The 26,246-nt window shown below is 61.1% G+C and carries 23 protein-coding genes; 13 read left to right on the forward strand and 10 right to left on the reverse strand.

Annotation, left to right across the window (positions count from 1 at the left end):
• Window positions 1-366: 366 nt before the first annotated feature.
• The 3 genes from ACQ5BM_RS09220 to ACQ5BM_RS09230 all read left to right on the forward strand — a co-directional run bounded on the left by ACQ5BM_RS09220 (window position 367) and on the right by ACQ5BM_RS09230 (window position 3,934).
• A complete protein-coding gene (locus tag ACQ5BM_RS09220) occupies window positions 367-2,169 on the forward strand; it encodes an ABC transporter ATP-binding protein/permease (RefSeq protein ID WP_429810275.1) in 1,803 nt (600 codons plus the stop codon).
• Between the two features lie 113 nt (window positions 2,170-2,282).
• Window positions 2,283-3,323 carry a glutathione synthetase gene (locus ACQ5BM_RS09225; RefSeq protein WP_429810277.1) on the forward strand — a complete coding sequence of 347 codons (1,041 nt, stop codon included), beginning with the start codon at window positions 2,283-2,285 and terminating at the stop codon, window positions 3,321-3,323.
• A 143-nt stretch (window positions 3,324-3,466) separates the two neighbouring features.
• Complete coding sequence (locus tag ACQ5BM_RS09230; RefSeq protein ID WP_429810525.1) at window positions 3,467-3,934, forward strand: NUDIX hydrolase; 468 nt, start codon at window positions 3,467-3,469, stop codon at window positions 3,932-3,934.
• On the opposite strand, the gene ACQ5BM_RS09235 is transcribed toward ACQ5BM_RS09230, so the two are convergent.
• Both ACQ5BM_RS09235 and ACQ5BM_RS09240 read right to left on the reverse strand, forming a co-directional pair.
• Complete coding sequence (locus ACQ5BM_RS09235; RefSeq protein ID WP_173520071.1) at window positions 3,931-4,125, reverse strand: hypothetical protein; 195 nt, start codon at window positions 4,123-4,125, stop codon at window positions 3,931-3,933. The genes ACQ5BM_RS09230 and ACQ5BM_RS09235 overlap by 4 nt on opposite strands.
• Before the next feature lie 150 nt (window positions 4,126-4,275).
• Window positions 4,276-5,559, reverse strand: coding sequence for a DUF763 domain-containing protein (locus ACQ5BM_RS09240; protein ID WP_429810280.1), 1,284 nt, complete (start codon window positions 5,557-5,559; stop codon window positions 4,276-4,278).
• 254 nt (window positions 5,560-5,813) lie between these two features.
• Between ACQ5BM_RS09240 and ACQ5BM_RS09245 the strand changes: the two genes are divergently transcribed.
• Window positions 5,814-5,993 (forward strand): hypothetical protein, encoded by a 180-nt coding sequence (locus ACQ5BM_RS09245; protein WP_429810282.1) that lies wholly within the window; start codon window positions 5,814-5,816, stop codon window positions 5,991-5,993.
• A gap of 366 nt (window positions 5,994-6,359) precedes the next feature.
• Here ACQ5BM_RS09245 and ACQ5BM_RS09250 read toward each other — a convergent pair whose 3' ends face one another.
• The 3 genes from ACQ5BM_RS09250 to ACQ5BM_RS09260 all read right to left on the reverse strand — a co-directional run bounded on the left by ACQ5BM_RS09250 (window position 6,360) and on the right by ACQ5BM_RS09260 (window position 9,274).
• Window positions 6,360-7,967 (reverse strand): copper resistance CopC/CopD family protein, encoded by a 1,608-nt coding sequence (locus tag ACQ5BM_RS09250; protein ID WP_429810284.1) that lies wholly within the window; start codon window positions 7,965-7,967, stop codon window positions 6,360-6,362.
• A 45-nt stretch (window positions 7,968-8,012) separates the two neighbouring features.
• Complete coding sequence (locus ACQ5BM_RS09255) at window positions 8,013-8,543, reverse strand: YcnI family protein (RefSeq protein WP_429810285.1); 531 nt, start codon at window positions 8,541-8,543, stop codon at window positions 8,013-8,015.
• 308 nt (window positions 8,544-8,851) lie between these two features.
• Window positions 8,852-9,274, reverse strand: coding sequence for a hypothetical protein (locus tag ACQ5BM_RS09260; RefSeq protein WP_429810287.1), 423 nt, complete (start codon window positions 9,272-9,274; stop codon window positions 8,852-8,854).
• Between the two features lie 613 nt (window positions 9,275-9,887).
• On the opposite strand from ACQ5BM_RS09260, the gene ACQ5BM_RS09265 reads away from it, so the two are divergent.
• From ACQ5BM_RS09265 to ACQ5BM_RS09300, 8 genes are all read left to right on the forward strand, one after another.
• On the forward strand, window positions 9,888-11,231 hold the full coding sequence (locus ACQ5BM_RS09265; protein WP_429810289.1) for an extracellular solute-binding protein: 1,344 nt from the start codon (window positions 9,888-9,890) through the stop codon (window positions 11,229-11,231).
• A gap of 74 nt (window positions 11,232-11,305) precedes the next feature.
• On the forward strand, window positions 11,306-12,196 hold the full coding sequence (locus ACQ5BM_RS09270; protein WP_429810291.1) for a carbohydrate ABC transporter permease: 891 nt from the start codon (window positions 11,306-11,308) through the stop codon (window positions 12,194-12,196).
• Window positions 12,197-12,203: 7 nt separating this feature from the next.
• Window positions 12,204-13,091 carry an ABC transporter permease subunit gene (locus ACQ5BM_RS09275; protein WP_429810293.1) on the forward strand — a complete coding sequence of 296 codons (888 nt, stop codon included), beginning with the start codon at window positions 12,204-12,206 and terminating at the stop codon, window positions 13,089-13,091.
• A 42-nt stretch (window positions 13,092-13,133) separates the two neighbouring features.
• Window positions 13,134-14,255, forward strand: coding sequence for a sn-glycerol-3-phosphate import ATP-binding protein UgpC (locus ACQ5BM_RS09280; RefSeq protein ID WP_429810295.1), 1,122 nt, complete (start codon window positions 13,134-13,136; stop codon window positions 14,253-14,255).
• A gap of 29 nt (window positions 14,256-14,284) precedes the next feature.
• Complete coding sequence (locus tag ACQ5BM_RS09285) at window positions 14,285-15,199, forward strand: TIM barrel protein (protein ID WP_429810297.1); 915 nt, start codon at window positions 14,285-14,287, stop codon at window positions 15,197-15,199.
• A 437-nt stretch (window positions 15,200-15,636) separates the two neighbouring features.
• Window positions 15,637-17,208 (forward strand): AbgT family transporter, encoded by a 1,572-nt coding sequence (locus ACQ5BM_RS09290; protein ID WP_429810298.1) that lies wholly within the window; start codon window positions 15,637-15,639, stop codon window positions 17,206-17,208.
• A gap of 6 nt (window positions 17,209-17,214) precedes the next feature.
• Window positions 17,215-17,889 carry a hypothetical protein gene (locus ACQ5BM_RS09295; RefSeq protein WP_429810300.1) on the forward strand — a complete coding sequence of 225 codons (675 nt, stop codon included), beginning with the start codon at window positions 17,215-17,217 and terminating at the stop codon, window positions 17,887-17,889.
• An 11-nt stretch (window positions 17,890-17,900) separates the two neighbouring features.
• Window positions 17,901-18,851, forward strand: coding sequence for a hypothetical protein (locus ACQ5BM_RS09300; RefSeq protein WP_429810302.1), 951 nt, complete (start codon window positions 17,901-17,903; stop codon window positions 18,849-18,851).
• Between the two features lie 148 nt (window positions 18,852-18,999).
• Here the strand turns inward: ACQ5BM_RS09300 and ACQ5BM_RS09305 are convergent, their stop codons facing one another.
• The 5 genes from ACQ5BM_RS09305 to ACQ5BM_RS09325 form a co-directional block, all read right to left on the reverse strand.
• Window positions 19,000-19,740: an aspartate/glutamate racemase family protein gene (locus ACQ5BM_RS09305; RefSeq protein WP_429810526.1), complete on the reverse strand. Its 741-nt coding sequence runs from the start codon at window positions 19,738-19,740 to the stop codon at window positions 19,000-19,002.
• Window positions 19,740-20,396: a flavin reductase family protein gene (locus ACQ5BM_RS09310; protein WP_429810304.1), complete on the reverse strand. Its 657-nt coding sequence runs from the start codon at window positions 20,394-20,396 to the stop codon at window positions 19,740-19,742. Before ACQ5BM_RS09310 ends, ACQ5BM_RS09305 begins: the two co-directional genes overlap by 1 nt.
• A gap of 605 nt (window positions 20,397-21,001) precedes the next feature.
• On the reverse strand, window positions 21,002-21,715 hold the full coding sequence (locus ACQ5BM_RS09315; RefSeq protein WP_429810305.1) for a GntR family transcriptional regulator: 714 nt from the start codon (window positions 21,713-21,715) through the stop codon (window positions 21,002-21,004).
• A 39-nt stretch (window positions 21,716-21,754) separates the two neighbouring features.
• A complete protein-coding gene (locus ACQ5BM_RS09320) occupies window positions 21,755-22,951 on the reverse strand; it encodes an amidohydrolase (RefSeq protein WP_429810307.1) in 1,197 nt (398 codons plus the stop codon).
• Between the two features lie 26 nt (window positions 22,952-22,977).
• The gene (locus ACQ5BM_RS09325; protein WP_429810309.1) at window positions 22,978-24,354 is read right to left on the reverse strand and encodes an amidohydrolase family protein; all 1,377 of its coding nucleotides are present in this window, start codon (window positions 24,352-24,354) and stop codon (window positions 22,978-22,980) included.
• Window positions 24,355-24,518: 164 nt separating this feature from the next.
• On the opposite strand from ACQ5BM_RS09325, the gene ACQ5BM_RS09330 reads away from it, so the two are divergent.
• A complete protein-coding gene (locus ACQ5BM_RS09330; protein ID WP_429810311.1) occupies window positions 24,519-26,093 on the forward strand; it encodes an ABC transporter substrate-binding protein in 1,575 nt (524 codons plus the stop codon).
• The last annotated feature ends 153 nt before the right edge of the window (window positions 26,094-26,246 follow it).

The raw sequence follows: 26,246 nt of genomic DNA on the forward strand, positions 1-26,246 counted from the left end.
GCGATAAAAGGTTCCGGACGGCGTCGAAGCAGGCAATCGGAGGACGAAGCGTGCTCGGCCCTTCGACAGGCTGGCGTAAACGGGCGGAATTGATCCGTAACGACATTCGACTACCGACACTTAGGTCCGGAGATGAAAGGTTCTCTGCAATTGGCGGGAGCCCTGGTCCTGCTGCTGCAATATTCCTCGGATTTGACAAGTTGGATTTGACAAGCCCGATCCTCGCCCCAGTTCATGGAGATGGCTTTAAGTGAGGTCGTGCGCAGTAACGCACAGCGAACAGCAGCACTGGTCAGATGGACCTTCGGGCGGGTGCGACGGCGCCGGACCAGTCCTGTTTCTTCAATGCGCAGCTTTTGGGGTCTGTTGCTGGCCTACTGGCTCTCCGAGCGTTGGCGCGAGGCCTGGGGCTTAACGCTTCTTATCCTGCTGCTCACCGGCTTGTCGGCTCAGGCAAGCGTATGGTTCGCTTTGACCTCCGGCGAACTCGTCAATCGGATCGCTAATTTTCACCATCCTACCGTGCCGACGACGCCCTGGTCGCTCCTGACCACCGCAGCCACGCTTGCCGCGATCGCCATCACCAGGGACGCAGGCTTCACTGCGGTCCGTCACTTCCTCTCGACCACACTCCACCGGAAATGGCGCCAATGGCTGGACGATCGCTTCAACCAGGCGCTGCTCGACTCCAACCACACCCATTTCCACCTCCTGCAAAACGGGTTTGGCGCCGCAAGCGAGGCGGAGGCTTCATCGCCTGACAACATCGATCAGAGGATACAGGAAGCCATAAAGGGCATGACGGGCGGTGCAATCGGCCTGGGCGTGGGCATAGCCGGCGTCGTTCTATCGCTTGCATTCGTCGGGCTAAAACTGATCGAGACGTCGAGCACCGTCAGAGGGCTTGATCTTCTGGGCAGCTACGGCAGCGCCTGTTTGACACTGCTGGCAATCGCGATCTACGTGCCGCTGAATACGTTCCTCGCAGCCAAGCTCGGTAGTGTCCTGCAGGGCCTGTCGATAAGCATCCAATCGGCGGAAGGCAGTTATCGCAGCGAATTAAACCAGTTGTTGCACCGCAGTTTTCATGTTGCGGTCATTAAGGGCGAACCGGCCCAGAAGGCAGTCAACCGGCGCCGATATCGCGAGATAGATCGCACCTGGGCAAGCCTCAATCGCGTGACCGCCGGGTTCATGGGTTTCGAGCTGGTGCACAATTTCATCGGCTCGCGCATTGTCGCGTACGCACCAGGGCTGCTCCCCTACGTCGATAAAACGATCAGCCTGCAGGACTATGTCACCGGCGCCGAGCTGGCGACGGCGCTCATCAACGAATGCTCGTGGTTCATCCACGCGATGCCCGACATCGCGACGCTAAGGGCCGATGCACGCCGGATCACCGAACTTGCGCAAGCGATAGAAGCCGTGCAGGAACCACAGGACTACTATGCTCGTAGTGGCCCTTCGGTGTTCGAATACAAGACCCAGGATCCCGGGCAGGGCCTGACCATCCATGCGATCGAGCTCCTGCATACCGGCGATGACGACCCTTTTCTGATTGCCGACAAGCTGCATTTCCTTCCGGGAGAATGGACGTTGGTGGTTGGTGAATCCGGAAGTGGCAAGACGTCGCTGCTCAAGGCGATAAACGGTCTTTGGGCGCATGGCCGCGGCACGATCACGATGCCGGAGACGGTACGAAGCCTCTACGTTGCCCAGGACGTCAAGCTCCAGGGCGTCTGCCTGAAGGACCTCGTTTGTTTGCCGGATGGGGCTGAGACCCATACCGACGGCGCTGTCGCGGCGGCGTTGGAAGAGGCTGGGCTCGAAGAATTTGCCTCCGAGCTTTCGGAAGACGGTCGCGATGGACAGCCCTGGGACAAACTTCTTTCCGGAGGCGAGAAGCAGAAACTCGTCCTGGCGAAAATCGTCTTGTTAAGGCCGGGCCTGCTCTTCCTCGACGAGGCAACCAGCGCCCTGGATAGCCAGGCGGTCCAGGCATTTCATCAGTCGATCAAGGATCATTGCCCAGAGGCGACGGTAATCGCCATCATGCATGATACCTCGTCGATCCAATCAGACGGTGACGCCGATTTCTTCGACAGCGTCCTCACCATCGACAACGGCGTCGCGAAGAAAACGCCGATAGCTGCCTGGCGCGATACGTAGGAGCAGGCTGCCTTGGTGCGGTGTCGTCCCGCTCTATTTCTTCAGTCATGCGCGGTGCATCAGGCGCTGGCGCGACCGGGACCAAATTCCTCCATCCGAAGCTAGGAGCTCCAATGCGAATCGCCCTCCTTGTCAACGCACTCGAAACCGAAGAGCCCGCCTATACGACCACCGCGTTGGCGCTTGCTGCGCTCGCCCGCGGGCATGAGGTCCTTTATGTCACGCCCGGTGATTTTATCCTGCGCCCGGACGATACGTTGATGATACGGGCGGCCGGTTTCGTCGGAACACGACCAAAGAAACCGGAGACGCTTTTGCGCGCCCTCACGGACGGAGACAGGACCGTCGTCAACATTGAAGACGTGGATGTTCTGTTTCTGCGCAACGACCCGTCGGAGGATGCGGATAGCCGTCCTTGGGCATCGTACGCCGGGGCGAATTTCGGTCGTCTCGCCACAGAGCGCGGTACGATCGTCGTCAACGATCCCTGCGGCTTGGCATTGGCACAAGACAAGCTCTATTTTCAGGATTTCCCGGTGGCCGTTCGCCCGACAACTCTGATCTCCAAGGACATCGATGAAATCCGCGCGTTCATCGACGCGCACTCGGAGGGTGTGATCATCAAACCGTTGCAGGGATCGGGCGGTAGAAATGTTTTCAGGGTGGCGACCAGCACGGAAGGCAATCTTACTCAAATTGTCGATGCCGTCGGCGTCGTCGGCTATCTGATCGTGCAAAGCTACCTTCCGAAAGCATCGGAAGGTGATACGCGGTTGTTCCTGATGAACGGACGACCGCTCCAGAGGGGCGACGTCTATGCCGCGTTCAAACGCGTCCCGCCCAAGGGAGACGTCCGGTCCAACATCCACGCCAGCGGCACTCCAAAGGCAGCCAACGTTACGAAAGAGATGCTGGCGATCGCCGAAACACTCCGCCCGAAACTGGTTGAGGACGGCATGTTCCTGGTCGGTCTTGATATCGTCGGCGACAAGCTTCTCGAAATCAACGTCTTCACGCCTGGCGGCCTCCAGACCATCCGCGAGCTCCACGACATTGATTTCTGCGACGAGATCTTGGATTCACTGGAAAACAAGGTCGAGATCAAGAAGACCTATCGCGGATCGCTCAGCAACCGGATCCTGTCAACGCTTTGAATCTGCCAGTCTTCCGTCCCGCGTTCCACTTTCGCGTAATGTGTTGGCGGAACAGAAGCGGCTATCTGGTTGTTATCCCCTATCTTCGAGCGGCAGACAGAAGCCCGCCTGCCGCGGAGGGCAACAAAGGAGATAGCGTTTCTGTGAATTTTCTACATCAAATTGCCTCTGACGTGCAGTTGATGCTTCGCCGGCCGCCACGCATGCAATACGCGGCCCTGTGTTATCGCCGTAAAGACAACGCACTGGAAATCCTTCTCATCACCAGCCGGGACACCGGCCGCTGGGTCATTCCGAAGGGCTGGCCGATGAAGGGAAGGCGCGCGCATGAGGTCGCGGCGAGAGAGGCCTATGAGGAGGCAGGCGTCAAAGGCACTTGCCAGAGGTTCCCGTTCGGCCACTACTTCTACAAAAAGCGACTGGACCACGGGCTCAAGATTTCCTGCAGGGTTCAGCTCCACCTGCTCGAAGTCGGGCGCATGCGCCAGAAATTCCCCGAGAAGGGCGAGCGAAAGCTGGCCTGGTTCGACTATCGGGAAGCGGCAAAGCGTGTCGCCGAGCCTTCACTGCGGGACCAGATGCTCCGTTTCGGGCAGCAATGCGCTTCTTAGTGGACGCTGGCGACCTTGACGGCGCTGGCGAAATCTTCCGCCACCAGTTCACTGATCGCGATCAACACCTCCTCCACCGAAAACCCGGAGTCGATCGTTTCGCGGATCAAAAGCTGAAGATCAAGCTCAACGACGTCTCGGCAATCCTCGAGCCGTTCCTCAGATACCGTGATGCTCTGCAGTTCTTCCATCGCGAGACTCCTCTTGACGTGGATTCTGCTGGCTCGCCCTCGCAGGCTTCCTTCCAACCCTTGGGAGGAGGTTTGAGTTCCGGCGAGAACTTCTCGAAGAGATCAAAGAAAGAGATTCGCTGCAATGCCTTGCTGCCACACGAGAGCCGTCTACCGGTCGCGGCGACCCAGACGGGGCGACCGCTCCGCGTCCTCCAATGGTCCTGCCGGTCCTTCCCAGCCAAATACACTTCGGCCGCCGAACTCTTGCGATTGGCGAAACTCGCCGGCCACGATTTCCTTGAGATCCGGGCCGGTTACATATTTCTCGATCTGGCGAGCCTGATCGTCCAGGCGTTTGAGAACCTGCATCTCTTCGTCGCGACCGAGCTTCGCCTTCGACACGGCCGACTTCATCACCCGGATCGTCTCGTCATAGACTTTCAGGGGCACCGGAAATGGGTGGCGGTCCTTGCCTCCATGGGCAAGCGAGAAGCGCGCCGGATCGGCGAACCGGCATGGTGCACCGTGCACGACTTCGGCCACCATCGCCAGCGCCTTGACGGTCCGCGCCCCAACGCCCGGCACCAGCAGGAGATGTTCGAAATCCTCTGGACCGCGGTCCGCAGCCGCCGCGAGCGTGGCGTGCAGACGTTTCATGTTGACGTCTTCCTGACGCACGTCGTGATGGGCAGGCATGATCAGATGCGGCAGCATCGGCTGCGCGGTTTGCCTGGCCTCGCGCCCGGGCTCGATAGCCACGACCTCCCGGACAATCCGATCCGGTCCGAGCGAAGCCAGCAGATCGAGCTGGCTGTTGCGCGAGGCCGCGGCACGGCGGTCGGCAAGATTGACGATCTCGCCCTGCCGCGCACCCTCGATCGCCGTATGAGGCGAATCCACGAAGCTGGTGATGCCCTCCGACAGCCAGTGGTAGCGCCGGGCCTGCCGCTTTTCGCCGTTCATGCCCTGTTGCACGACGACCCATTTGCCGTCATCCGTGACGATAAAACCGTGCAGATAAAGGTCGAAGCCATCCTGCACCGCCGCACTGTCGACCTTTGCGACGAGGCGACTGGTGGTCGCAAGGCCACCTCCGTCCAGACCCACGCGCTCGCCGATCGCAATCAACTCGCCGGGCGTCTCCCGAGAATTCCGCCCTCGCCCGCCGCAGACATGAATGCCGAGTTCGCCTGACAGAGGCGACAAACCACGCTTCAAGGCGCCGATGACGCTGGTGGTGATGCCGGAAGAGTGCCAGTCCATGCCCATCACGCATCCGAAAGACTGAAACCAGAACGGATGCGCCAGCCGGCGAAGAAATTCGTCTCGACCGTATTCGATGACGATCGCCTGGGTGATGATCGCGCCAAGTTTCGTCATGCGCTCGCCAAGCCACCGGGGAACCCGGCCACCGTGAAGCGGAAGATCGGCGCTGCCTGCTCTTTGGACCATTCGGCCTTATACACCGGCGGATGATCCTGTCACACAGGAAAGTTCTCCAAACGTTCTCATCTGCGCCGGCAGGCCGCAAGGCGACGGTCTCGGCCGGGAACATTAAGCACCATCGCAGGTTCTAATATAACCCTGCAGGCCCATGGCGGTTCGGCCCTGACCATGGGCGCACGACAGCATCAGAGCAGTCCCAAGAGTCTCTTCGAACGGCTCTGATGCTGTTGAGGATACGGCGACCACGCAAGGACTTCGAAATGAACCACAAGCACAGATACGACAAGCCGCGGAGGTCTTCGACCGAACTGCCAATAGGCTTGATGCTGCTCGCTGTCTTGGGGATTGCTGCGTATCTGTTCGTCGCCGGCGCGTTCTCCGGCGACAGTCAGAATGTCGCTGTCTATCTCCCGCAGACGGCGGCATCGAATCCGCGGTGAACACATCAGACGTCGGCCCACGCCGCTTGGTCATTGCCGAGATGAAACTCCGGCTCTCGGGGCATCTGAAAACTCAGCCCTTCCACACCGGCAGACAATGGACAGCTAGAAGCGAGCGCGCAGAAGGTTCAACTTGCCGTTCAGCCAATACTCGGCCCGTCTGGTCGCGGATTGAACTTCGTGCCCAAGCTCCTGGGTGTAGCGGCCTTTACACATGGTCGTGTCAGCCACCCACAATCCGCCAGCGAAAATTGCCATCAGGAGGAAACCGCGCATGGCCGCGCAGTATGCACATTCGATATTTCTAAAATACTAACGGAGATTCGTGCTGCGGCATGGCGCGAAGTTGGCCGACGGGCGCCGCACTCACGGCCCAATGCTAATCTCGTCGCGCAACGTTACCTTCTCGAAATCACTGATCAGAATATCGACGCGCACCTGCCAAGTGCCTGCCAGCGGGATGTTCATGTGCTCGATGCGCCAGTCCGCATCGCTGCGCCGCACGGCTGCGCGCTTGAACGGCTCGATGCCGGAATCAGGCTTGGACAGCACGAGCGTCACCTCCTTGGCGGCAAGCGGCTCAAGTTCGCCATTGAGAGTGTTGATCGATACCTCGACCTCGCCCACTCGTCCAGGCGCGACTTCAACGAAGGCCATTACCTTGTCAGTATGGATATGAACGCTTGCGGGCTGCGCCGCCACAGCCAGGAGCACGCGCGGCGGCGGCGTAAAGCGCCAACAAGACACGGCGCCGAAAATCAGGAAGATGATAAGCATCTCCGCGGCGATCGAGCGGACCAGCTGCGTCTTCGATACCCCATCGCCGGCCATGACCGGCTCCGTCAGACGCCAGCGATTTACGATCGCCAGCAGAAACAATCCCGCAAGCAATGCCATCTTGACCATAAAGACCTGGCCATAAGCGGTTTCCAGCAGCGCTCGCGGCTTCTCCACCTGTACGATGGTCAAGACAACACCCGCCGCGACAAGCACAACGAGCACGTAAGGGATGGACGCCGAGAACCGACGCAGCGCCCGGCGGCCCATCTCGTCACCGCGCCGCAACGCCAGTCCCAGGGGAGCCAGCGCTCCAACCCAGAGACTTATCGCGGCGGCGTGCAGGAACACGGCCGGGCGCATCAGCCATTGCGGCTCGGCCGTAGAAGCGTGGCCGCTCAGCGACAAGGCGACCGATGACACGATCAGCGCTGCCAGAGATGACAGGCAGGCAAACCGCCCCCTGCCGCTAAGCGCCACGGCGGCCACGCCAAAGGCAATGAGCGCCGCCATGGCTGTGCCACCGAAGCTCGTTGCCATCGCCGTGGACCAAACGGCCGGTTCGACAATGTGCGTCAGGGGAACTCTGAGCGCATCGAGCCCCTGAAAGCCCACGGCGGCAAGCGCACCAAGGAATCCTGTACCGAGCGCGATCGCAACGACCTTGCGCCCCGAACGGGTGCCGCAGGGCAACCAGCAGAGCGAAAACACGCCGCCAACGCCGATGAACAGGCCCACATAAAGTGCGAGTTTCGATAACAGGACGCCGGCATATACAACCCAGTCGATCTTATCTCCCATCACGGGCGGCGCGGCGCTCGTTGCGCCGACCGAAAAGACGACCGATCCACCGATCGGATGGCCGTCGGCGGAGGTCACACGCCAGCTAAGCACATGCGTGCCTCGCCCAAGGTCAGCCGGTGCTGCGATCTCGACGGCTCGATCTTTGAGCTCGAACCGTTCCAGAGGGATCGCTGTCCCATCCGGTCTGACGAGCTTCAAAGACAACGGCGAAACCGGCTCGCTGAAGGTCAACACGTAGACAGACGGCGCGGTGTCGACGACCGCGCCGTCCTTCGGTTCACTGGCGTTGAGCGATGCGTGGGCGAAGGCCACGGCGGCCTGCATCAGGACCCCGCACAGCGCGATTGCCATTAGCCTCGCCAGGTGCGTGAAGCTTCGTGGTGTCAGCGCCATGTGTGGTCTCCGGTCAATTGGCCTTCGCCGCCCGTGTTGCGGCGATCAGTGCCCGCTCTTCTTTCCGAGGAGCTTGATACCGGGTGCCGGATATTCGAGATCGTCACTCGACTTGCCTTCTGCCGGGATTTCGATCCAACGCTCGCTCGCGCCGTCAGGGCATTCCTGTACGATTGGCACGTAGAGTGTCTTGCCGACCGGCAGCCCGTCCGTCAGAAATGCGCGGAAGACGAACTCGTCATATTCGTCGTCGGCCAGGCTGCCGCCTTTCCAGACAATCTCCTTCACGCCTTCCTTCATCGGGGTACCGAAGTAGTCATAGGACTTCTCGTAGGCTCCCTTGATCTTCTCCACGGTCCAGCCGGCTTTCGGCATCGGCTTTGCCGCGATCACACCTTCGGGGATCTGGACCCGCACAGCAATCGTCGGCTTACCTTCGCAGCCATGCCCGATTCGAACGACCGCCTTGTAGGATCCGCCGACATGCGCTTCCGTCGTTTCGAGCGTGGCGTGGGCAAAGGCTGCCGTGGCGCTAATCGCGATGAAGGCAGTGGTGGTGATCAGTTTTGAAAACATATGCTATTCCTTTGAGATGATTGGCTTAGTCAGTTTGGACGTTTCATAGGAGGGCGCAGGAATACCTCCCGCGGGTCTCCGGTTGGATGCGGTGATCCAGAAAAGGTTGCCGACATTTTTCATCGGTAGTGCCCGCGATCACGCACAGGATCGATGTGCGGAGTGTCCGTCGGCTCAATGCCGACCTGCAGTCAGCTTTGGACCCCGTGAAAGGAGTGATCGTTGCGATGGTGCCGGCGCGCGCCGGCGAACGAAACGCCTACAGCGCCGCGCATCTTGTCAGACGCAGGACGGCCGAACGCAATCGATCAGGCAAGCAACCGTGGAGGCGCGCGAGGATAGCCGAGCCGGTGTTCGCCTGTCGGCAACGGACTTGCTGCGGGCCACAAATGCTGCTCCGCAGACGCGACTTGACGTGCAACAAACCCGTCGGCATCGGGCGCAGCCGCCAGGAACGGCGAGGACACGCAGCATCCGAGAAGGCAGCAATCGGCGGCGGTCCCATGATCGGTATCTTGATTGCCGTTGGCGGAATGATCCGCGCTGACGCAGAGCGTGTTGCCGAAAGCGTCGAGTTGCGGCAAGGCGAGCATCGAACTGGAGGCAAATGCGCCAGCCATCGATTGCAGCACGAACAGGCAGGCAGCGATAAACGCCAGTCGCCAACCGTTGCGTCGCCTCACCACAATCAAACTCCTTCTGCGCTGTTTTTCGGCAGTGTCCAGAGCCACCGCATAGCTATCGGTTACACGCGCGCCCGTCCTTGTTCCATAGCAAGTATGAAACCACGAGGGTATCGGAAAGCCGAGCGGACCCCATTATTCGAATTCGTCAGCAAAATCAGGTCGAAGGGGTGCGGTTCGTCAATCGGAGGGTGACGGCCCGCAAACGAGCACCGAACCGGCTGATCATCAGCCACTCTATGCCCGTCCTCAAGGCGCAACGCTGATCTGGTGGCGACGGCGGAAGAACTGTCAAAGGACTAATTCGCGACACCCAGTTTGCGCAACGGACTTGAGCCCAAGGCTCTGCCAAGTTTGCGATGAGAGACTTTTCCCTGGGAGCGATCGGGAGGGCGCCAGAAACGATCTGGCTCAGCCGCCGTCGGCGCGCAACGCCGTGCCCGTCACAGCCCGGCGGTATCCCGTGCCAGGTAAACGACGCCCGCCTGCAAAATAGATGCGGCTCAACCAGGGAGCGCACCGTGTCTTGGCAGCGTAATCAAACTTTCATTTTTCCATCATGCAGATTGGCAAGGACTGTCACACTCAGCTGTTAGCAAGCGCCCGGCTTCATTCGTGCCACCGATCCTGGTGTCCGCCAATCTGCAAGGAGCGTTTTGCAATGAGAGTCTCCGTCACTACGTCCGTATTCATCGGCCTGATGGCAAGCGTCGCGTTTGGCGCGTCGGCGGCAGCAGCCGAAAAGACGAAATTCGAATTCTGGTATGGCCTTTCGGGCGATCTTGGCGAACGTGTCCAGGATGCCTGCAAGAAGTTCAACGACAGCCAGTCCGAGTTCGAGATCGTCTGCACCTCGCAAAACGGTTATGACACGACCCTGCAAAACACGATTGCCGCCTACCGCGCCAAGAAGCAGCCGGCGATCACCCAGATCTATGATGCCGGCACGCTCGACATGATGCTGTCCGGCGCCTTCGTGCCCGCCAAGAAGCTGATGGCCGACAACGGCTACACCATTGACTGGGACAATTATTTCGGCGGCATCGCCAACTATTACGCCACTGCAAAGGGCGAGCTGAATTCCTTCCCGTTCAATTCCTCGACGGCCATGTTCTATTACAACGTCGACGCCTTCCAGAAGGCCGGCATCGACTTCAAGCCGGACACCTGGGAGCAGGTCGAGGAAGCGGCTCGCAAGCTGAAGGCCGCCGGCTACGAATGCCCGCTTGCTTTCAACTTCGACACCTGGCCGCTGATGGAGCAGTTCTCGGCCATCCACAACCAGCCGATTGCGACCAAGGCGAACGGCTATAATGGACTGGACGCCGAACTCGTCGTCAACAAGACCAAGTTCGTCGACCATGTGAAGTTCTTCAAGAAGATGGCCGACGAGAAGCTCTTCGTGGTCAAGACCAAGCAGCTCGGCATGGACATCGTCCCCGCCTTCACGTCCCAGACCTGCCAGATGATCCAGACCTCGATTGCCGACCATGGCACGATCGGCAAGACCCTTCCCGAGGGTGTGAAGTGGGAAGTCGCCATGTTGCCCGTATGGAAGGGCACCGAACGGCAGAACTCGCTCGTCGGCGGCGCATCGCTTTGGGTGCTCGCCGGTCGTCCGGAAGCGGAATACAAGGGTGCCGCCGCCTTCCTCAACTACCTCGCGACGCCGGAAATGGCCGAGTGGTGGTCGACGGTAACGGGCTACATCCCGGTGACCAAGACCGGCTTCGACGCCATGAAGGCCAACGGCTTCTACGACAAGGCACCGTACAAGGGGCGTGAGCTCGCCATCCAGAGCCTCTCCTTCACCCCTACCTCGGAAAACACCCGCGGCATTCGCCTCGGCGGCTTCACGCAGATCCGCAAGGAATTCGCGACCGCCCTTGAAGCGATCTTCATGCAGAACGCAGACGTGCAGGCCGAGCTCGACCGGACAGTGGAACGCGGCAACGCCGTTCTGCGTCGCTTCGAGAAGACCTACGCCGGGCAGACGCTGAACTAAAAATCTGATCCGTCCGGAGCCTGCCGCAGCATCGGCGGGCTCCGATTTCTATTCTTGCGCATCGGAAATTCGACATGGACAAGCGTGCGGCCTTTCGCAGCTGGTGGCTGCCCAGCCTATTCGCCCTGCCGCAGATCATTTTGATCCTGCTCTTTTTCTATTGGCCGGCCGTCGCCGTGCTGCGATGGGCCTTCACGCTGGAGCCGCCATTCGGGGGCGCTGCGGAATTCGTCGGTTTCACCAATTTCCAGGAGGTGTTCGCCGATCCGCTCTACTGGAACTCCGTCGGTATCAGCCTGGCATTCGCCCTTTGCGGCACGCTTGCCACCATTTTCATCGGACTTGTTCTTGCCCTTGCGGTCGACCGGCAATTACCGGGCTCCGCGCCGTTCCGGTTCCTCTACATCCTGCCTTATGCGATCGCCGGACCTGCGGCCGGCATGGCCTTCCGCTTCATCCTGTCGCCCGAGCGCGGACTGATGGCATCGGTCAACGCCGCGTTTCCTGACTTCTGGAACCCGGCCAAGTACGGCAGCCACGCCCTCATCCTCGTCATCGTCGTCTTCGCCTGGAAATGGGCGGGTTATACCTTCATCTTCCTTCTCGCTGGCCTGCAGTCGGTTCCGCGCTCGCTCATCGAGGCTGCCGCGATGGACGGCTGCGGCCCGATCCGCCGCGCCGTCGACATTCAGATACCGCTGCTCGCGCCAACACTCTTCTTCCTGCTGGTCATCATGATGACCGAAGGTTTCGTCGGCGCCGATACCTACGGCATCGTCGCCCGCACGACCGATGGCGGCCCGAACCACGGCACGGACGTGATGGTCTACCGCATCGTCGAGGAGGCGTTCCGCGGCTTGAACTACTCCGGCGCATCAGCCCAGAGCCTCGTGCTCATCGGTCTCATCATGATCTTCACCTTCATTCAGTTCCGCTTCATCGAGCGCCAGGTCCATTACAAGTGAGGCTCCCATGATCCAGCGGACCCCTTTCGCAAACGCGCTGACCTACGGCGTGATGATCTTCGGCTTCCTGCTGCTGATCGGCCCGTTCATCGTCATCCTGTCCGGCGCCAGCCAGACATTCCAGCAGGTCAACGCCATACCCTTCAGCTTCGTGCCGCAGGATCGCCTGTTCGAGAACATCGGCGCGGCCTGGTCGCGCGCCAACCTCGGAACGGCGATGCTGAACAGCTTCGTCATGGCGAGCCTCGTCACCATCGGCAAGGTGGCGCTGTCGGCGCTGACGGCCTTTGCCATCGTATTTTTCCGGACGCCGCTGAGAGGTTTCTTCTTCTGGATGGTGTTCATCACCCTGATGCTGCCGCTCGAGGTGCGCGTTGTGCCGACCTATGCGGTCGCCGCCGATCTGTTCCAGCCGGTTCGACTTCTGATCTCCGCCGTAACGGGCCTCGAGGTTTCGGTCGACTGGAACCTTCTCAATTCCTATGCCGGCCTCACACTGCCGCTGATCGCGACCGCGACCGGGACATTCCTCTATCGCCAGTTCTACCTGACCCTGCCCGACGAACTGGCGGAGGCCGCGCGCATGGACGGGTCGGGCGCGATCCGCTTTTTTATCGATATGCTCCTGCCGCTTTCGCGCACCAACATGCTGGCGCTGACGACGATCATGTTCGTCTATGGGTGGAACCAGTATCTCTGGCCGCTCCTGATGGTAACGGACCCCCAATACAAGACCACGATGATGTCGCTGGTTGCGCTCCTTCCGGCCGACAATGGCACTCCGGACTGGAACGTGACGCTCGCCGGATCGCTGATCATCATGCTGCCCCCGCTCATCGTCGTTGCCGTCCTGCAGCGGTGGTTCGTGCGCGGCCTCGTGGCCACGGAAAAATGACCCTGCTTTCCCCAAACAGAACAGACAGAGAGGTCCGCGCTCATGGCTGACATCACAATTCGCGCCGTTCGTAAATCCTACGGAAAGAACCCCACCCTGCACGGCATCGACCTCGCCTTCGCATCGGGAGAATTCGTCGTGATCCTCGGCCCGTCCGGCTGTGGAAAATCAACGCTTCTGCGGATGATCGCAGGGCTGGAGGAGATCACTTCCGGTGAGATCGCGATCAACGGGAAGGTTGTGAACAAGCTCGAACCGCGCGAACGCGGCTGCGCCATGGTGTTCCAGAACTACGCCCTCTATCCCCATATGACCGTCGCAGGAAACATCGGCTACGCTCTGAAGGTGGCAGGCGTCCCAAAGGCGGAGCGCCTGCGCCGGATCGAGGAAACGGCGAAGATCGTCGGACTTTCCGATTATCTCGATCGCAAGCCGGCAGCGCTTTCCGGTGGTCAGCGGCAGCGCGTCGCCATGGCACGCGCGATCATTCGCGAACCGAACGTCTTTCTTTTCGACGAACCGCTGTCAAACCTGGACGCCAAGCTGCGCGTCACCATGCGGGCCGAGATCCGCAAGCTGCATCAGCGTCTCGCGGCAACGTCCATCTTCGTCACCCACGATCAGGTGGAAGCAATGACGCTCGCGGACAAGCTGGTCGTGATGAACAAGGGCGTGGTCGAACAGGTGGGCCAGCCGCTCGATATCTACCATCGTCCGGCAAGCATCTTCGTTGCATCCTTCATCGGCTCGCCGGCGATGAACCTGTTCGATGCCACCGTCGACGTCGACAATGCCTGCCTCACATTCGGCGGCACGAAGATGCCGATCGACAGGGGCCTTGCCACGCGACTGGGCGCAAGGCAGATCACGGTCGGTATTCGCCCGGAACAATGCGTCGTTGCACCTGAGGGCATCTCGCTAAAGGTGGATTTCATCGAGGAGCTCGGCTCCGGCCGCGTCATCCACTCGGAACTGAACGGCTACCCCTTCGCCGCCAGCATCGACGAGCATACACGCGTGCGGCCCGGCGATCGGATCACCCTGGAACTGCCACCGGCGCACCTGCATCTCTTCGACCGGGAGACCGGCCGACGGATCGAGATCGATCTGGCGCCGCGCGCCATCCGCAGCCCTGCCAGCCAAACGACACTCCAAGCAGTCTGATCACACTTCAATAATCAGGAGACACAGTGATGAACGATATCATTTCCGCCGTAGGATTCTGCAACCGGACAGGCAAGGGCGATCTTTCGAGCCTTGATGCCTCCTTGCGTGAAGTTGCCGAGACGGGCGCCGACGCCTGTGAGATCGGAATCTACGCCGAAGAGATCGTCAGTGGCGGCCGCATCATCGAAGACCGCGTCCAGCACGTCGCCGAGATCACCCAAAAGTACACTTTCAACAGGCTTTCGCTTCACGGCCAGATCCTATCCAACTTCATGGATCGCCAGCACCATCATCTGCAGAAGAAGGTCGTACGGGCGATGCTCGAACTGTGCGACCGGCTCGGCGCGGGGATCCTCGTGCATCATTCCGGCGCAGCGCAGCTTGCCGCCGGAGAAAACGCCGCGGATCTCGACAAGATGGAACGCGACGCCCTTGCAGAGATGGCGGAGATCGCAAAAGGCTACGGCGTCCGCATCGCGCTCGAAAACATCTTCACGACGGAAAGCGGCCAGTACCGGCAAACCCCGAGCCAGGTCGCAGAAACGGTGCGGGCGATCGGTTCCAGCAACGTCGTCGCGCTCATCGACTTCTCGCATGCCTATATCGAGGCCACGCATCGCGGGCTGGATTTCCGTGACGAGCTGCGGGCTATGGCCCCGGTGGCTGGCCACCTGCATGTGCACGACAGTTTCGGTCTGCCCTATTCCATGAACCGCTTCTATCATCCGGCCGAGGCAACGGCGCTCGGCATCGGCGACCTGCATCTGCCGATCGGCTGGGGCGACATTGCCTGGGACGACATCTTTTCCGAACTGACCTTCCTTCCGGATACGACGCTGATCATGGAAATCGGCGCCGAGCGCTTTGCCGACCAGCAACCGGCCTGCCTGGAGCGGGCAAGGCGCCTTGCCGCAGCGGTTGGACAGCGTTCCGTCGCATGATGTTCCCGATTGCTCCACCGCACACGCGGTGGAGCAACCGAATGCACCCAACCGAAGCTTACCCTTCGGCCGCCTTGCGCCAAGACGGTCAACATGGAACGCGACCAAAGCCGCCCACTTCGTCCGAGATCGAATTGCTAGGCGAACACCATGCCGGGACAACCAGCAAGGATTGCCTGTCAATCCGAGCATCTTCCCCAGCTCAAGACGGCAAAAAGTTGCGGCAAGCGGCTCCCGGTCCCTCGTAGGCCAACCTGGCTCAGCCCGGATCCCTGACCTGGTCACCTTGCACAGGCCATGAACATTCTCGTTTGCGCACAATAATTAGAATATATGTATGCAAAATAACGCCAATCCTGTCGACATAACCTTCCCTTTCGCCGACACTTGCGAAATAACTTGGGCACCGAAGGCATTCGAGGATGGGGTGGGACAGCATGGACGGGACGCTCGCAAGGCGCGACAGCAATTTATTCGACAGGCTCGAAGGCATCATCAACAGACTGCCTGAGCCCTTCACGCTGCTGCTGGCGCTGGCGGCTCTGACGGCACTGGCATCTTTCCCATTGGCGCAAGCGGGCGTGTCGCTGGCTTTCTCGACGGTGGATCCGGCCACGGGCCAGGCCGTGGCGAAGACGGTCGCGATCGAGAACATCCTGACGGCCTCCTACTTTGCCAACCTGATCGTCGAATTCCCGAAGCTGCTGGTCGGCTTCCCGCCGATCGCCCTGACGCTGGTCGTGATGATGGGCATTTCGGTTGCCGAACATTCCGGCTTCCTCTCCTCGGTCATTCGCGGGCTTTTGCGACGGGTGCCGAAGTTCGCGATCATCAGCGTCGTCTCGTTCGTGGCAATCAACGGCGACCTCTTCGGCGACGCGGCGATGTTCGTACTGATGCCGCTTGCTGCGACGCTTTTCTACCAGATGGGGCTTAATCCCTGGCTCGGCATCATCCTGGTTTTCGTCGGCAACACCGCCGGATTTTCCGCTTCGCTCGTCATCAACCAGACGGACACGGTGCTCTCGGGCATCACCGCGAGCGTTCTGCCGCCGCAGGCGGCGGCGACCGTCTCGCCGATCATGAACTGGTATTTCAACGCGTTCAGCGCCTTCACCGCGACTGCGGCGATGCTGTTCATCACCTACTTCTTCGTTCCGTCGAAGCTCGCGCCGAACCGGGTGAGCGAACTGGAAATCGAAACGGAGGTCGTAGACGAAGCTGGCACCGGTCACGGCCGCGAAGGGCGGGGCCTTGTCGCAGCCGGCATCTTCACGGTGATCTATCTCGGACTCATCCTTGCCTCTCTCCTGCCGGAGGGCGGGGCGCTACGCGGCGAAGGCGGGCAGATCGTGCCGAAGTCACCCTTCATGGGCGGGATCGTCGTTCTGATTTCGCTCTACTTCGCGCTGTCGGGCATCGCCTACGGTTGGGCGTCCGGTCGGCTGAAATCGCTCGGCGAGGCGGCGGAATGGATGAAGAACGGCATTTCGTCGATGTCCTATTTCCTCGTGGTTTCCGCGGCAGCGGTGATCTTCCTAAAGCTCTTCAACGACAGCCACATCGGCGAATATATCGGCAGCTACGGTGTCGTGATGCTGCAGGGCATGCAGGCATCACCCGGTGTCGCGATCTTCCTCTTCCTGCTGCTTGTTTCGGTATCGAACCTCTTCATCATCTCCGGCAGCGTCCTGTGGATCATGTATGCGCCGATCTTCGTGCCGCTGATGCTGGCGCTTGGCTACAGCCCGGCCGCGACCCAGATGATCTACCGCATCGGCGATGCGCCGCTGAACGCGATCTGCCCGGTCAACCCCTTCCTCATCCTCGTGATCGGCCTGCTCAACAAGTGGCGGCCGAAGGGTACGGAGGCGGTAAAGGTCGGAACGCCGCTCATGCTGGCCATGCCCTACGCACTTGCCATCCTCGCGGTTCTCGTACTGCAGCTCGTCTTCTGGGTGCTGTGGGACCTGCCGCCTGGTCCCGGCGCAACGCTGATGGCACGGTGAACCGCGATGCGCTTTCTCAGTGAAACCAAGGTCCTTTCCCGCCACGAACTGCGGCGCGAGGGCGCGCGCCGTTGGCTAAGGCTGGAAATTTCCGGCCTTGCCCCGGTAAACCCCGGAGAGACCGTGCTCTTCTCCGAGGAGCGGCACAGCCCCCGCTGCCGGATCGCGACGGTCGAGACGTTTTCGGACGGCCATGCCGCGCTGGTCGCGAAGTTCGAGGCCGATGACCTCGTGCCAGCGGTGGGTGGCGGCCTGACGGTCTGGTCGAATGAAACCCCCGCCGTTTCTGTCGGAGCAGATTCGCTCATCGTCACCACGCCTGCCTTCCTCTACCGTGTCGCACCCTTCGAGCGGCGCGGGGCGACGGTGCTCGTCGAGGATGAAGGCGCGGACCTTTGGGAGGATTTGCGCCAGCGCTTAGAAGACGGCCTCGCTTGGACCTCCATCTTTCTCGCGCTCGAACCGGCCCGACTTCAGGCCTTCGCCGCCGAGTTCCCCGACGCCAACCCCTATCTCTTTGCCAATATGGACATGAGCTGCGGCATCGGAGCCTGCCGGAGCTGTCACGTGACGGTTTCGGACAACAAGGACGGCGAGGCGAGCTGTCGCGTCGGACCTTGGTTCGCACTGAAGCGGGTGAACCTCGTGCGCCTGCAATTTGCCTCCGCCCCCTTCATTTGAGGATCGCCGCCATGGATCTTTCCGTAACCGTACCGATGGGCGCAGGCAGCGTGACCTTCAAGAACCCGGTCATGTCGGCCGCGGGCACCTTCGGCAACATCGTCGAGTATCTTGACGTCTTCGACATCACGCGGCTCGGTGGAGTCGTCGCAAACTCCTTCCTTCCCTGGCAGGGCGAGCCGAACCGTTGCCGCCGATTTGCCCATACGGAGAGCGGCTATCTCTCCGCCTTCGGCATCAACAACATGACGCTCGATCGCTTCATTGCCGAGGTGCTGCCGCATCTCCCGGCGGAGGAGGTTCCAGTCTTCGTCAACATCAAGGCGCCGACGCGCGCGCAGCTCGTGGAAATGATCGGCGCCTGCGTCGAAAGCGGCCGGATCGCCGGGGTCGAGGTCAATGGCAACTTCCCCTATGCCGGCCGTGACGAACCCTCCTACTGGGACAATCCGCACGAGAACGAGGAGATGTTCCGCGCGCTTTCAGCCGCGGCTAAGGGCAAAGTGCTGCTATGGTCGAAGGCGGCCACGTCCGCAAAGATGATCATCGAGGACTTCGTATCCGCCTCGGAGCGAGGCGGCGCGGATGGAACGGTGCTCTTCAATGCCATTCCCGGCGCGCGCATCGATATCGAACGGCGCACCTTCGCATGCGGTTCCACGGGCTTTGGCGGTTACTCCGGTTCTGGGGTAAAGCCCTTCGCGCTGTGGCGCTGCGTGCAGGCGGCGCGCGTCGCCACACGTCCGGTGATCGGCTCGGGTGGGATCACCACGGCCGAGGATGTCGTTGAGTTCATCATGGCGGGCGCGCATCTCGTACAGATCGGCGCTGCCAGCATGAGCCGGCCCGATTATTTTCCTCGCCTGCTCGATGATCTCTATGCGCTTCTGGAGCGCCTCGGCGTGCGCTCGCTGGATGAAATCCGCGGATGTGCGCGAGCGGAGGCGGCCCCGGATATTTGAGCCGCAGGAGGGTAGAGCTTCGTCCACGCGGCGTGACGCCACCCTCCCCGGAGAGCCGTTCACATCACTGCAAAGTGTCGGCCTTCGATGTCCGTGAGCTCGGCACGGTATTCCCTATTCGTACGGTCAGCGCCGACGCGCGTGAATTCTAATGCGCCCGGGCAACGTCACGAGCTGTTGCGACATCACCCGACTTGTCGCGAGGATAAGCGTAGGCGCCGGCCTTTGAGGTGCGGAAGCCGCCACTTGCCAGTGCCTCGGCGAGCTTGACGGCGGCCACCACGCCATCGATGACCGGTACTCCGGCTTCGCGGGAAAGCCATTCGCACAGCTCCGCCATGCCGGCGCAACCGAGGACGATGGCATCGACGCCGTCCTCGCGTATCGCGATGCGCGCTTCGTCGAGGAGCTTCGCGCGCGCATTTTTCGGGTCGGCCTCGAGTGCCAGAACCGGCAGATCGACCGAGCGCACGCGGCGGCAGCGTGAGGCCGCGCCATATTGCGCTACGAGATCTTCGATCACCGGCACCGACCTCGGCAATGTGGTGATCACCGCGAAGCGGGTTGCCACCGTCATGGCAACCTGCACCGCGGCCTGGCAGATACCGATAACCGGGCCGGTGGCCACCTCGCGCGCGGCCGCAAGACCAGGATCATCGAAGCAGGCGATCACATGCGCCGACGCACCCCGCTTCTCCGCCGCGCGGATCGCCGCCAGCATCGCCGGGACGGCCCTTGCCTCATCGGCATAGCCTTCGATCGAAGCCGGTGTGCCCATCGCAGTTTCGGCATCGATGACGAAGCCTTCCAATCGCACAGCTTCGGCCGCACGTACAATCTGATCGGTCATGGACGCTGTCGAGTTGGGATTGATGACGTGTATGCGGATCATCGGGTGGCCCTTTCCGGCCTGGGATTCACTTGTGCGTGCTCGAAGGGCAACAGCTCCTCCGGCTTCTTGAGCTCGAACTGTCGATCTGAGGTGATGTAGTTGTCGGCATGCAGCCGAGCGATCGGCTGATAGGTCTCGGGATTGGCATAGCGCCCCTGCGCATCAAGGCACCGGTCCTGGATATGCATGTGCACGACCCTGCCGATGACCAGCACGCGCTTGTGATAATCGAGGATCTGCTCGACCCTGCATTCGAAGCTGCAGGGACTTTCGGCGATGCGGGCGGCGTCGATCTGCTCGCACGCTATCGGCGTCAGACGGGCGAAATCGAGCTCATCGACTTCTGAGGCGAAATTGACACCACAGACGATCATCGCGTCGGCGAGCGCCATGTCGACCATGTTGACGACGAATTCGCCGGTTCGGCGGATGTTCGCGACAGTATCCTTCTCGTCGCCATTGCCTCGGTTCTGGATCCCGAGCACGACCAATGGCGGTTCATGGGAGAACACGTTGAAGAAGCTCATGGGCGCTGCATTGTTGTGTCCGGCTGGCGATCGCGTGCCAACAAGCGCGATGGGGCGCGGGCCGATGAAGTTGGTCAGCAGCCGATAGCGATCGGGAGGCGGAAGCGTGGTGAAATCTATATTCATGTCCGGATCTCCTGCTTGCTAGGTCAAAGAATTCATCGCGGCAGCGCGAAGACAGCGCACGCCCTCACCGTCGACCGCATTGGGAAACGGCGTCGGTGCACGGCCAAGCGCGGCCAAGAGCATTGATCGCTCGAGCGCACAGACACGGCCGGCATCGGCATATATCTTTCGGCAGGAACGATAGATTTTCACGAAAGCATCACCGGCCCTCCGGCCGGCAACGGGTACGTTGCGCGTGGAGCTCTCCCCGACAGCACCAATCGCCGATACAGAGCTATATTGCATCCCTTATTCTGTCAATATCGTATCCACTTATTGCATACAATTAGACGCGAATCCGCGAAAGAAGTGGCCATCCACCTGCACGAAAACGAACCGCCACCGTAAAGCGCCGAGAACTATATTAAAAAAAAATCAGCCCGTTACGGCAATAAGACGAGATCTGGAGACCCATAGAGCGAGAAAGCGCACCGGCTCCCTTACACCGCGACACGGACCGCCCATTCCGATCTCCGCCACACGGAATTGCATACGATGCGCACTAACATGGCATTGGCACGATTGAGCATTCCCAGCTCCAACAGCAAGCCAGAGGGCGCTAGGGCCTAAAGACCTTCTTCTTTTGCGTAAGCAGCAAGCAGATTGGCCAAGTCGTCTTCATCTTTGCTTTTCAGCAGGGCTCGGACCGTTATGGCTTCGATGTGATGGCCCATCAAATCACGTGCTTTTTCGCGGTCATTCCGCGCAAGGGCAGCAATCAGGGTGCGATGCTCGGATACGGCGCAATCGGAAGAATGGGGGCGTCCGTAGAGTGACAGTATCATAGACGAGCGCGAGACGAGTTCCGTGACGTATCGTGATAGAATCGCGTTCTCCGTCAGTCTTGCGAGCAGGACATGAAACTCGCCGGCGAGCTGAATCGACGCCGAGGGATCGCTGACCCTTGCCTTGTCCTCGGCATCGAGATGCGCTTCAAGCGCCTGGATCTTCGGGGGTGTCAGCCTGCCGATCAGGCTTTCAACGACCAACGTCTCCAGCGCTCGCCGCACAGCAAAAATGTTGTGGCCGTCCTCCACACTGGGATGGCTCACGCAGGCGCCCCTGTTCGGACGCAATTCGATCAAGCCCTCACCGTTCAGGCGGGCGAGAGCCTGGCGGACAATCGTACGACTGACGCCGAGCCGTTCGCCGATCGAATCCTCCGGAAGCTTCATTCCCGCAGCGAACGCCTGGTCGAGGATGGCGCGCTTCAAGATGCGATAGACCACGTCCGACTTCGGGACCGAGGGCTTTTGATTGCCGGCGCTTGATTTGGGCATCATGACGATCCTGAAGACGGCGAGACGCGGATCATGCGATCATTCGATGGACGGCAGGTCGCCAGCCAGTTCGCCGCCATTCACGAGCACGCGGCCGCGCCGGATGACGGTGCGCCTTTGGGGCGTCAGGGCGACGGCTTCCGCCAGCGTGCGCGCCGGCACCAGCACCAGATCACCGAAACAACCTTCGGTGAGGCCATAGCTGCCAAGCCCGATGCCTTCAGCGCCACCAAAAGTGCAGATGCGGGCAACATCGTCGAGATCGGCATCGTTGGCCATTCCGTTGCGTTGCGCCAGGTACTTCGCCCGCTCCAGCATGTCGCCGTTCCCGTACGGCTCCCAGGTTCCCTGAATGCCGTCGGAGCCGGAGGCTACGATGAGACTGCTCCGGCGCATCAATCTTAGCGGCAATGCGGGCGCCGACGGGCTCCCTACGGTCATGACCGCGATACGTTCCGCAGCCAGCCGGTCGATCAGCGCCGTTTGCCGGGAGGTATCGAGCGTGCCGAGGCAATAGGCATGGCTGACCATGACCCGCCCTTGCAACGACAAGGCGCGGGTCCGTTCAACGATGAGTTCAAGGCAAAATGCTCCGAGGTCGCCGGGTTCGTGCAAGTGGATGTCGACCGGTTTTCCATGACGATCTGCAAGGGCGAAGATAGCATCGAGATGACGCACCGGATCGCGCTCGATGGAGGCAGGATCGATACCGCCAACAATGTCGGCACCGGCCTTCAAGGCCGCATCCATCAACTCGAGCGTGCCGGCGCGCGGCAGCATGCCACTTTGCGGAAAGGCTACGATCTGCACGTCGACCAGATCGCGCAGCGCCTCGCGCGTTTCGAGTACGCCTTCGATATTGGCAATGCCGATCTCCGTGTCGACGTCGACATGGCTGCGAATGCTCAAAACGCCGAAGGCCAGCGTCTGCATGATCTGGCGGGCGGACTGCCGGCGGGCGTCGATGCCAAGCTCGCGCTTGGCGTTGCGATCGGCGAGGATCCGGTCATTGCGGGTCGGGCCGACCCGGTTCTCGAACCAGTCCATGCCGATGAGCGTCTTGTCGAGATGCGTGTGGGCCTCGACAAACCCTGGCAGGGCGATGTGTCCGGCCGCGTCGATCTCGACCGCAGCAGGAACGCGGTCTGCCGCGACGAACCGGCCGTCACGGATGAAAAGGTCTTCTGTGGGCCCGCCGAGGGGACGGACGTTGCGGATGATTAGGTCTGCAGTCACCTTGAGATCCTCCTTGTCGCCAATGCTTAGGTACGAGCGCTCAGCCCGGCGCGGGCCATGGCGAGATGAAAGGCACGCAAGGCGCGATCCAGTATTGCGTCCTCGTCCTGGGCCACGAGGCGCCGCCCGCGCATCAGAATTCGTCCACTGACAATGGTCGTATCCACGTCCGCCCCGTTGGCGAACCGCGCGAGGCGTTGCACCGGATCGTGCGGCGGCCAGAGATGCGGCTGACGCATGTTCATGAGCAGGATATCAGCGCGCTTGCCGGCCTCGAGCGAGCCGAGTTCATCCTCCATCATCAGGGCGCGCGCACCCTCGATCGTTGCCATCTCCAGCAGCCGCTGAGGCGGCAACACGGCGTCGTCTGCGAAATGACGCGCGTGGTAACGATGCGCCTGGAACAGGTTGCGAAACATGTCGAAGGGTCGGTCGGGTGCCGCAGCATCGGTGCCGAGCGACACCGTTACGCCATCCGCCATCAATTCTGGCGCCGGGCAGCGGCCATAGACCGACATCAATGCACTGGGATTGTGTGCAACCTTGGCGCCCGTCCGTTTGAGGACGGCACGATCGGCCTCGGTGAGGTCTATGCAATGCGCAAGGAGCGATCGCTCGTCAAAGAGGCCGAGACGCGCATCATTGGCGGCAATGGATCCGTCGCGATGGCCGTCCTGGACCAGAAGGCCGCTTCTCTCACGCGCCCGATCACGGACCTTGCATGCGATCCTGTATACCGCTTCATCCCGCAGTTCTTGCTCATCGAAAACGGGTAGAGAAAAGACGACCTGCAGGCGGTCGTCGCGCCCGGCCCAGGCGTCGACCAGCTCCGTGGCCACGTCAATTTGCCGGTCTGGGGAGACGACGATGTCGTCGTGCGATGTCGACATATAGTGACGATACACATGCCTTTGCCCGGGCCGGTTTGGCCCGACCGCCAGAACCTCCCGCACGCCCATGGCGGCAACCGCGGCAAGGTGGGCCTCCGCTGCCTCCGGCGCCTCACTGCGCATGATATCCGGGCCGCCGCCGAACAGCAGCGCCGCGGTCGTCGTGCCGCACTTGATCCTCTCGGCCGCCGACAGCGCCGCCTCCGCCGCCCAGAATTCAGGATCGGTCGCGGTTGCGTAGATACGGCCGGTCACGGACATCCAATCCTCGGCCTCACTGCCGAGCCCTTTGGTCAGCATATGTCCGGCATGGGCGTGCGTATCGATCAATCCGGGCATCGCGACCATGCCGGCAGCGTCGATGCGCTCGGCCTGCCGTTCTCCGGCGAAGTCTTCCTCACCGATGGCGGCGATGCGCCCATTCTCGACCAGGATATGGCCGCGCTCGATGATGCGCCGGTCCGGGTCCATGGTGATGATCGTGGCATTTTCAATCAGTAGTGCGTTCGTCATGACAGGTTCCCTCTCCGGCTGCTGGGTTTGGCGTCTTTTTTGACAAAGCGGCGCCAAAACGACCTTCGCCATCTTGATCTTGTTCGCAGCAGATGTACACTATTTATGGGAACATTCGTATCCAATAGCAAAGACAATATGTATACGTTAAACGGGAGAAACCAGTGAAGACCTCTATAAAGACCCTCTTGGCAGGGCTCGCCCTGCTGGCGCCGCTGTCTGCGCCCGCATTTGCCGAAACGTTGCGCTGGGCCTCATCCGGCGATGTCATTTCCTACGACCCGAACGCCCAGGTCGACAGCTTCACCCAGAGCGTTCATCACATGGTTTTCGATCCGCTGGTGCGCCGTAACAAGGATCTGAAGCTGGAGCCTGCGCTCGCCACCTCCTGGGAAGTCATCGACCCCAAGCGCTGGCGCTTCAAGCTGCGCCAGGGCGTGAAATTTCATGAAGGCCAGCCCTTCAACGCCGACGATGTGGTGGCGACGATCCAGCGCCAGATCGACCCCGGCGCGCGCAACCGCGAGAACCTTTCCACCGTCGTTGGCGTCGAGAAGGTGGACGACTATACCGTCGACCTTATCCTGCGTGGTCCTTACCCGCTGCTCCTCAACGATCTTGCCGCCATCTACATCATGAGCAAGCCGTGGATGGAGGAGCATGACGCGCTGAAGCCGGGCAATGCGTCCACCGGTGTCGTCACCTATGCCAGCAACCACGCCAACGGCACGGGCGCCTTCAAGCTGAAGAGCTACGAGCCGGACTCGCGCTCGGTCTTCGAAGTGAACAAGGAGTGGTGGGACAAGCCGCAGCATAATCTGGACGAGGTCGAATTCCGCCCGATCGCCTCCGACGCAACCCGCGTCGCGGCGCTGATGTCGGGTGAAGTCGACATGATTGCACCGGTTCCTCTGCAGGACATCGACCGCATTGCCGCCACCGATGGCCTGAAGGTTGTCGAAAACCCGTCGCTTCGCACCATCTTCTTCGTATTCAGCTACCGGCCGGAACTGCATGCAACTCCAGGTCAACCCAACCCGCTGCGCGATGTGCGCGTGCGCCAGGCATTGTGGCAAGCGATCGACACCAACACGATCCAGAAACGCCTGATGCGCGGCAAATCCCGTACAGCCGGCATGCTGGTTGCACCGGCGGTGACCGGTTACGATGAAGACATCGATGTGCCTCTGCCTTACGATGTCGCCAAGGCCAAGGCGCTGCTCGCCGAGGCCGGCTATCCAGATGGCTTCAAGACAGGGCTCGCCTGCCCCAACGACCGTTATATCGCCGACGAACAGATCTGCCTTGCGGTCGCTTCCATGTGGGCGCAGATCGGGGTCCAGGCCAACGTGAGTGTCGAGAGCAAGACGACCTATTTCCCGCGCACCGACAAGGGAGAGTTCGACATCTACCTTCTCGGCTGGGCCTCGCTACCGCCGATGGATGGCTTTAGCCCGCTGCAAGCGCTCCTGGCGACGAATGACGGCACCTTCGGCGGCAGCAACGCCGATGGGCTTTCCAATCCCGAGATCGACAAGCTGGCCTATGCCGCTTCGGTGGAACTCGACGAAACCAAGCGCATCGAGGATCTGAAGCAGGCCTTCCGCATTACCCATGATCAGGTCCTCTACCTGCCGCTGCACCAGCAGCCGGTCGCCTGGGCGATGAGCAGCAAGGTCGACATGCCGCAGTTCCCGGACGAGTACGTGCGTCCGTGGTTCGCACAGATAAAGAAGTAGTCGGGATTCTCCCAAGGCCAGTCCTGGTGAGCGAAAGCAAGCCGGGACTGGGCCCTAATCCGGGTCAGACCCTCCACGACCGGCAACGGCGCGGAGGATGCGGGAGCGCACGACCCGGTGGCCGCCCCTTTGGGCAAGATCGCTCCCCGTAAG

Source organism: Ensifer sp. B1-9 (genome assembly GCF_050474445.1).
Classification (GTDB): Bacteria; Pseudomonadota; Alphaproteobacteria; order Rhizobiales; family Rhizobiaceae; genus Ensifer.

Coding starts and splice junctions, on each gene's coding strand:
- ACQ5BM_RS09225 (WP_429810277.1), top strand. CDS start 2,283: ATGCGAATCGCCCTCCTTGTCAACGCACTCGAAACCGAAGAGCCCGCC.
- ACQ5BM_RS09235 (WP_173520071.1), bottom strand. CDS start 4,125: ATGGAAGAACTGCAGAGCATCACGGTATCTGAGGAACGGCTCGAGGAT.
- ACQ5BM_RS09240 (WP_429810280.1), bottom strand. CDS start 5,559: ATGGTCCAAAGAGCAGGCAGCGCCGATCTTCCGCTTCACGGTGGCCGG.
- ACQ5BM_RS09245 (WP_429810282.1), top strand. CDS start 5,814: ATGAACCACAAGCACAGATACGACAAGCCGCGGAGGTCTTCGACCGAA.
- ACQ5BM_RS09250 (WP_429810284.1), bottom strand. CDS start 7,967: ATGGCGCTGACACCACGAAGCTTCACGCACCTGGCGAGGCTAATGGCA.
- ACQ5BM_RS09255 (WP_429810285.1), bottom strand. CDS start 8,543: ATGTTTTCAAAACTGATCACCACCACTGCCTTCATCGCGATTAGCGCC.
- ACQ5BM_RS09265 (WP_429810289.1), top strand. CDS start 9,888: ATGAGAGTCTCCGTCACTACGTCCGTATTCATCGGCCTGATGGCAAGC.
- ACQ5BM_RS09270 (WP_429810291.1), top strand. CDS start 11,306: ATGGACAAGCGTGCGGCCTTTCGCAGCTGGTGGCTGCCCAGCCTATTC.
- ACQ5BM_RS09275 (WP_429810293.1), top strand. CDS start 12,204: ATGATCCAGCGGACCCCTTTCGCAAACGCGCTGACCTACGGCGTGATG.
- ACQ5BM_RS09280 (WP_429810295.1), top strand. CDS start 13,134: ATGGCTGACATCACAATTCGCGCCGTTCGTAAATCCTACGGAAAGAAC.
- ACQ5BM_RS09285 (WP_429810297.1), top strand. CDS start 14,285: ATGAACGATATCATTTCCGCCGTAGGATTCTGCAACCGGACAGGCAAG.
- ACQ5BM_RS09290 (WP_429810298.1), top strand. CDS start 15,637: ATGGACGGGACGCTCGCAAGGCGCGACAGCAATTTATTCGACAGGCTC.
- ACQ5BM_RS09295 (WP_429810300.1), top strand. CDS start 17,215: ATGCGCTTTCTCAGTGAAACCAAGGTCCTTTCCCGCCACGAACTGCGG.
- ACQ5BM_RS09300 (WP_429810302.1), top strand. CDS start 17,901: ATGGATCTTTCCGTAACCGTACCGATGGGCGCAGGCAGCGTGACCTTC.
- ACQ5BM_RS09310 (WP_429810304.1), bottom strand. CDS start 20,396: ATGAATATAGATTTCACCACGCTTCCGCCTCCCGATCGCTATCGGCTG.
- ACQ5BM_RS09315 (WP_429810305.1), bottom strand. CDS start 21,715: ATGCCCAAATCAAGCGCCGGCAATCAAAAGCCCTCGGTCCCGAAGTCG.
- ACQ5BM_RS09325 (WP_429810309.1), bottom strand. CDS start 24,354: ATGACGAACGCACTACTGATTGAAAATGCCACGATCATCACCATGGAC.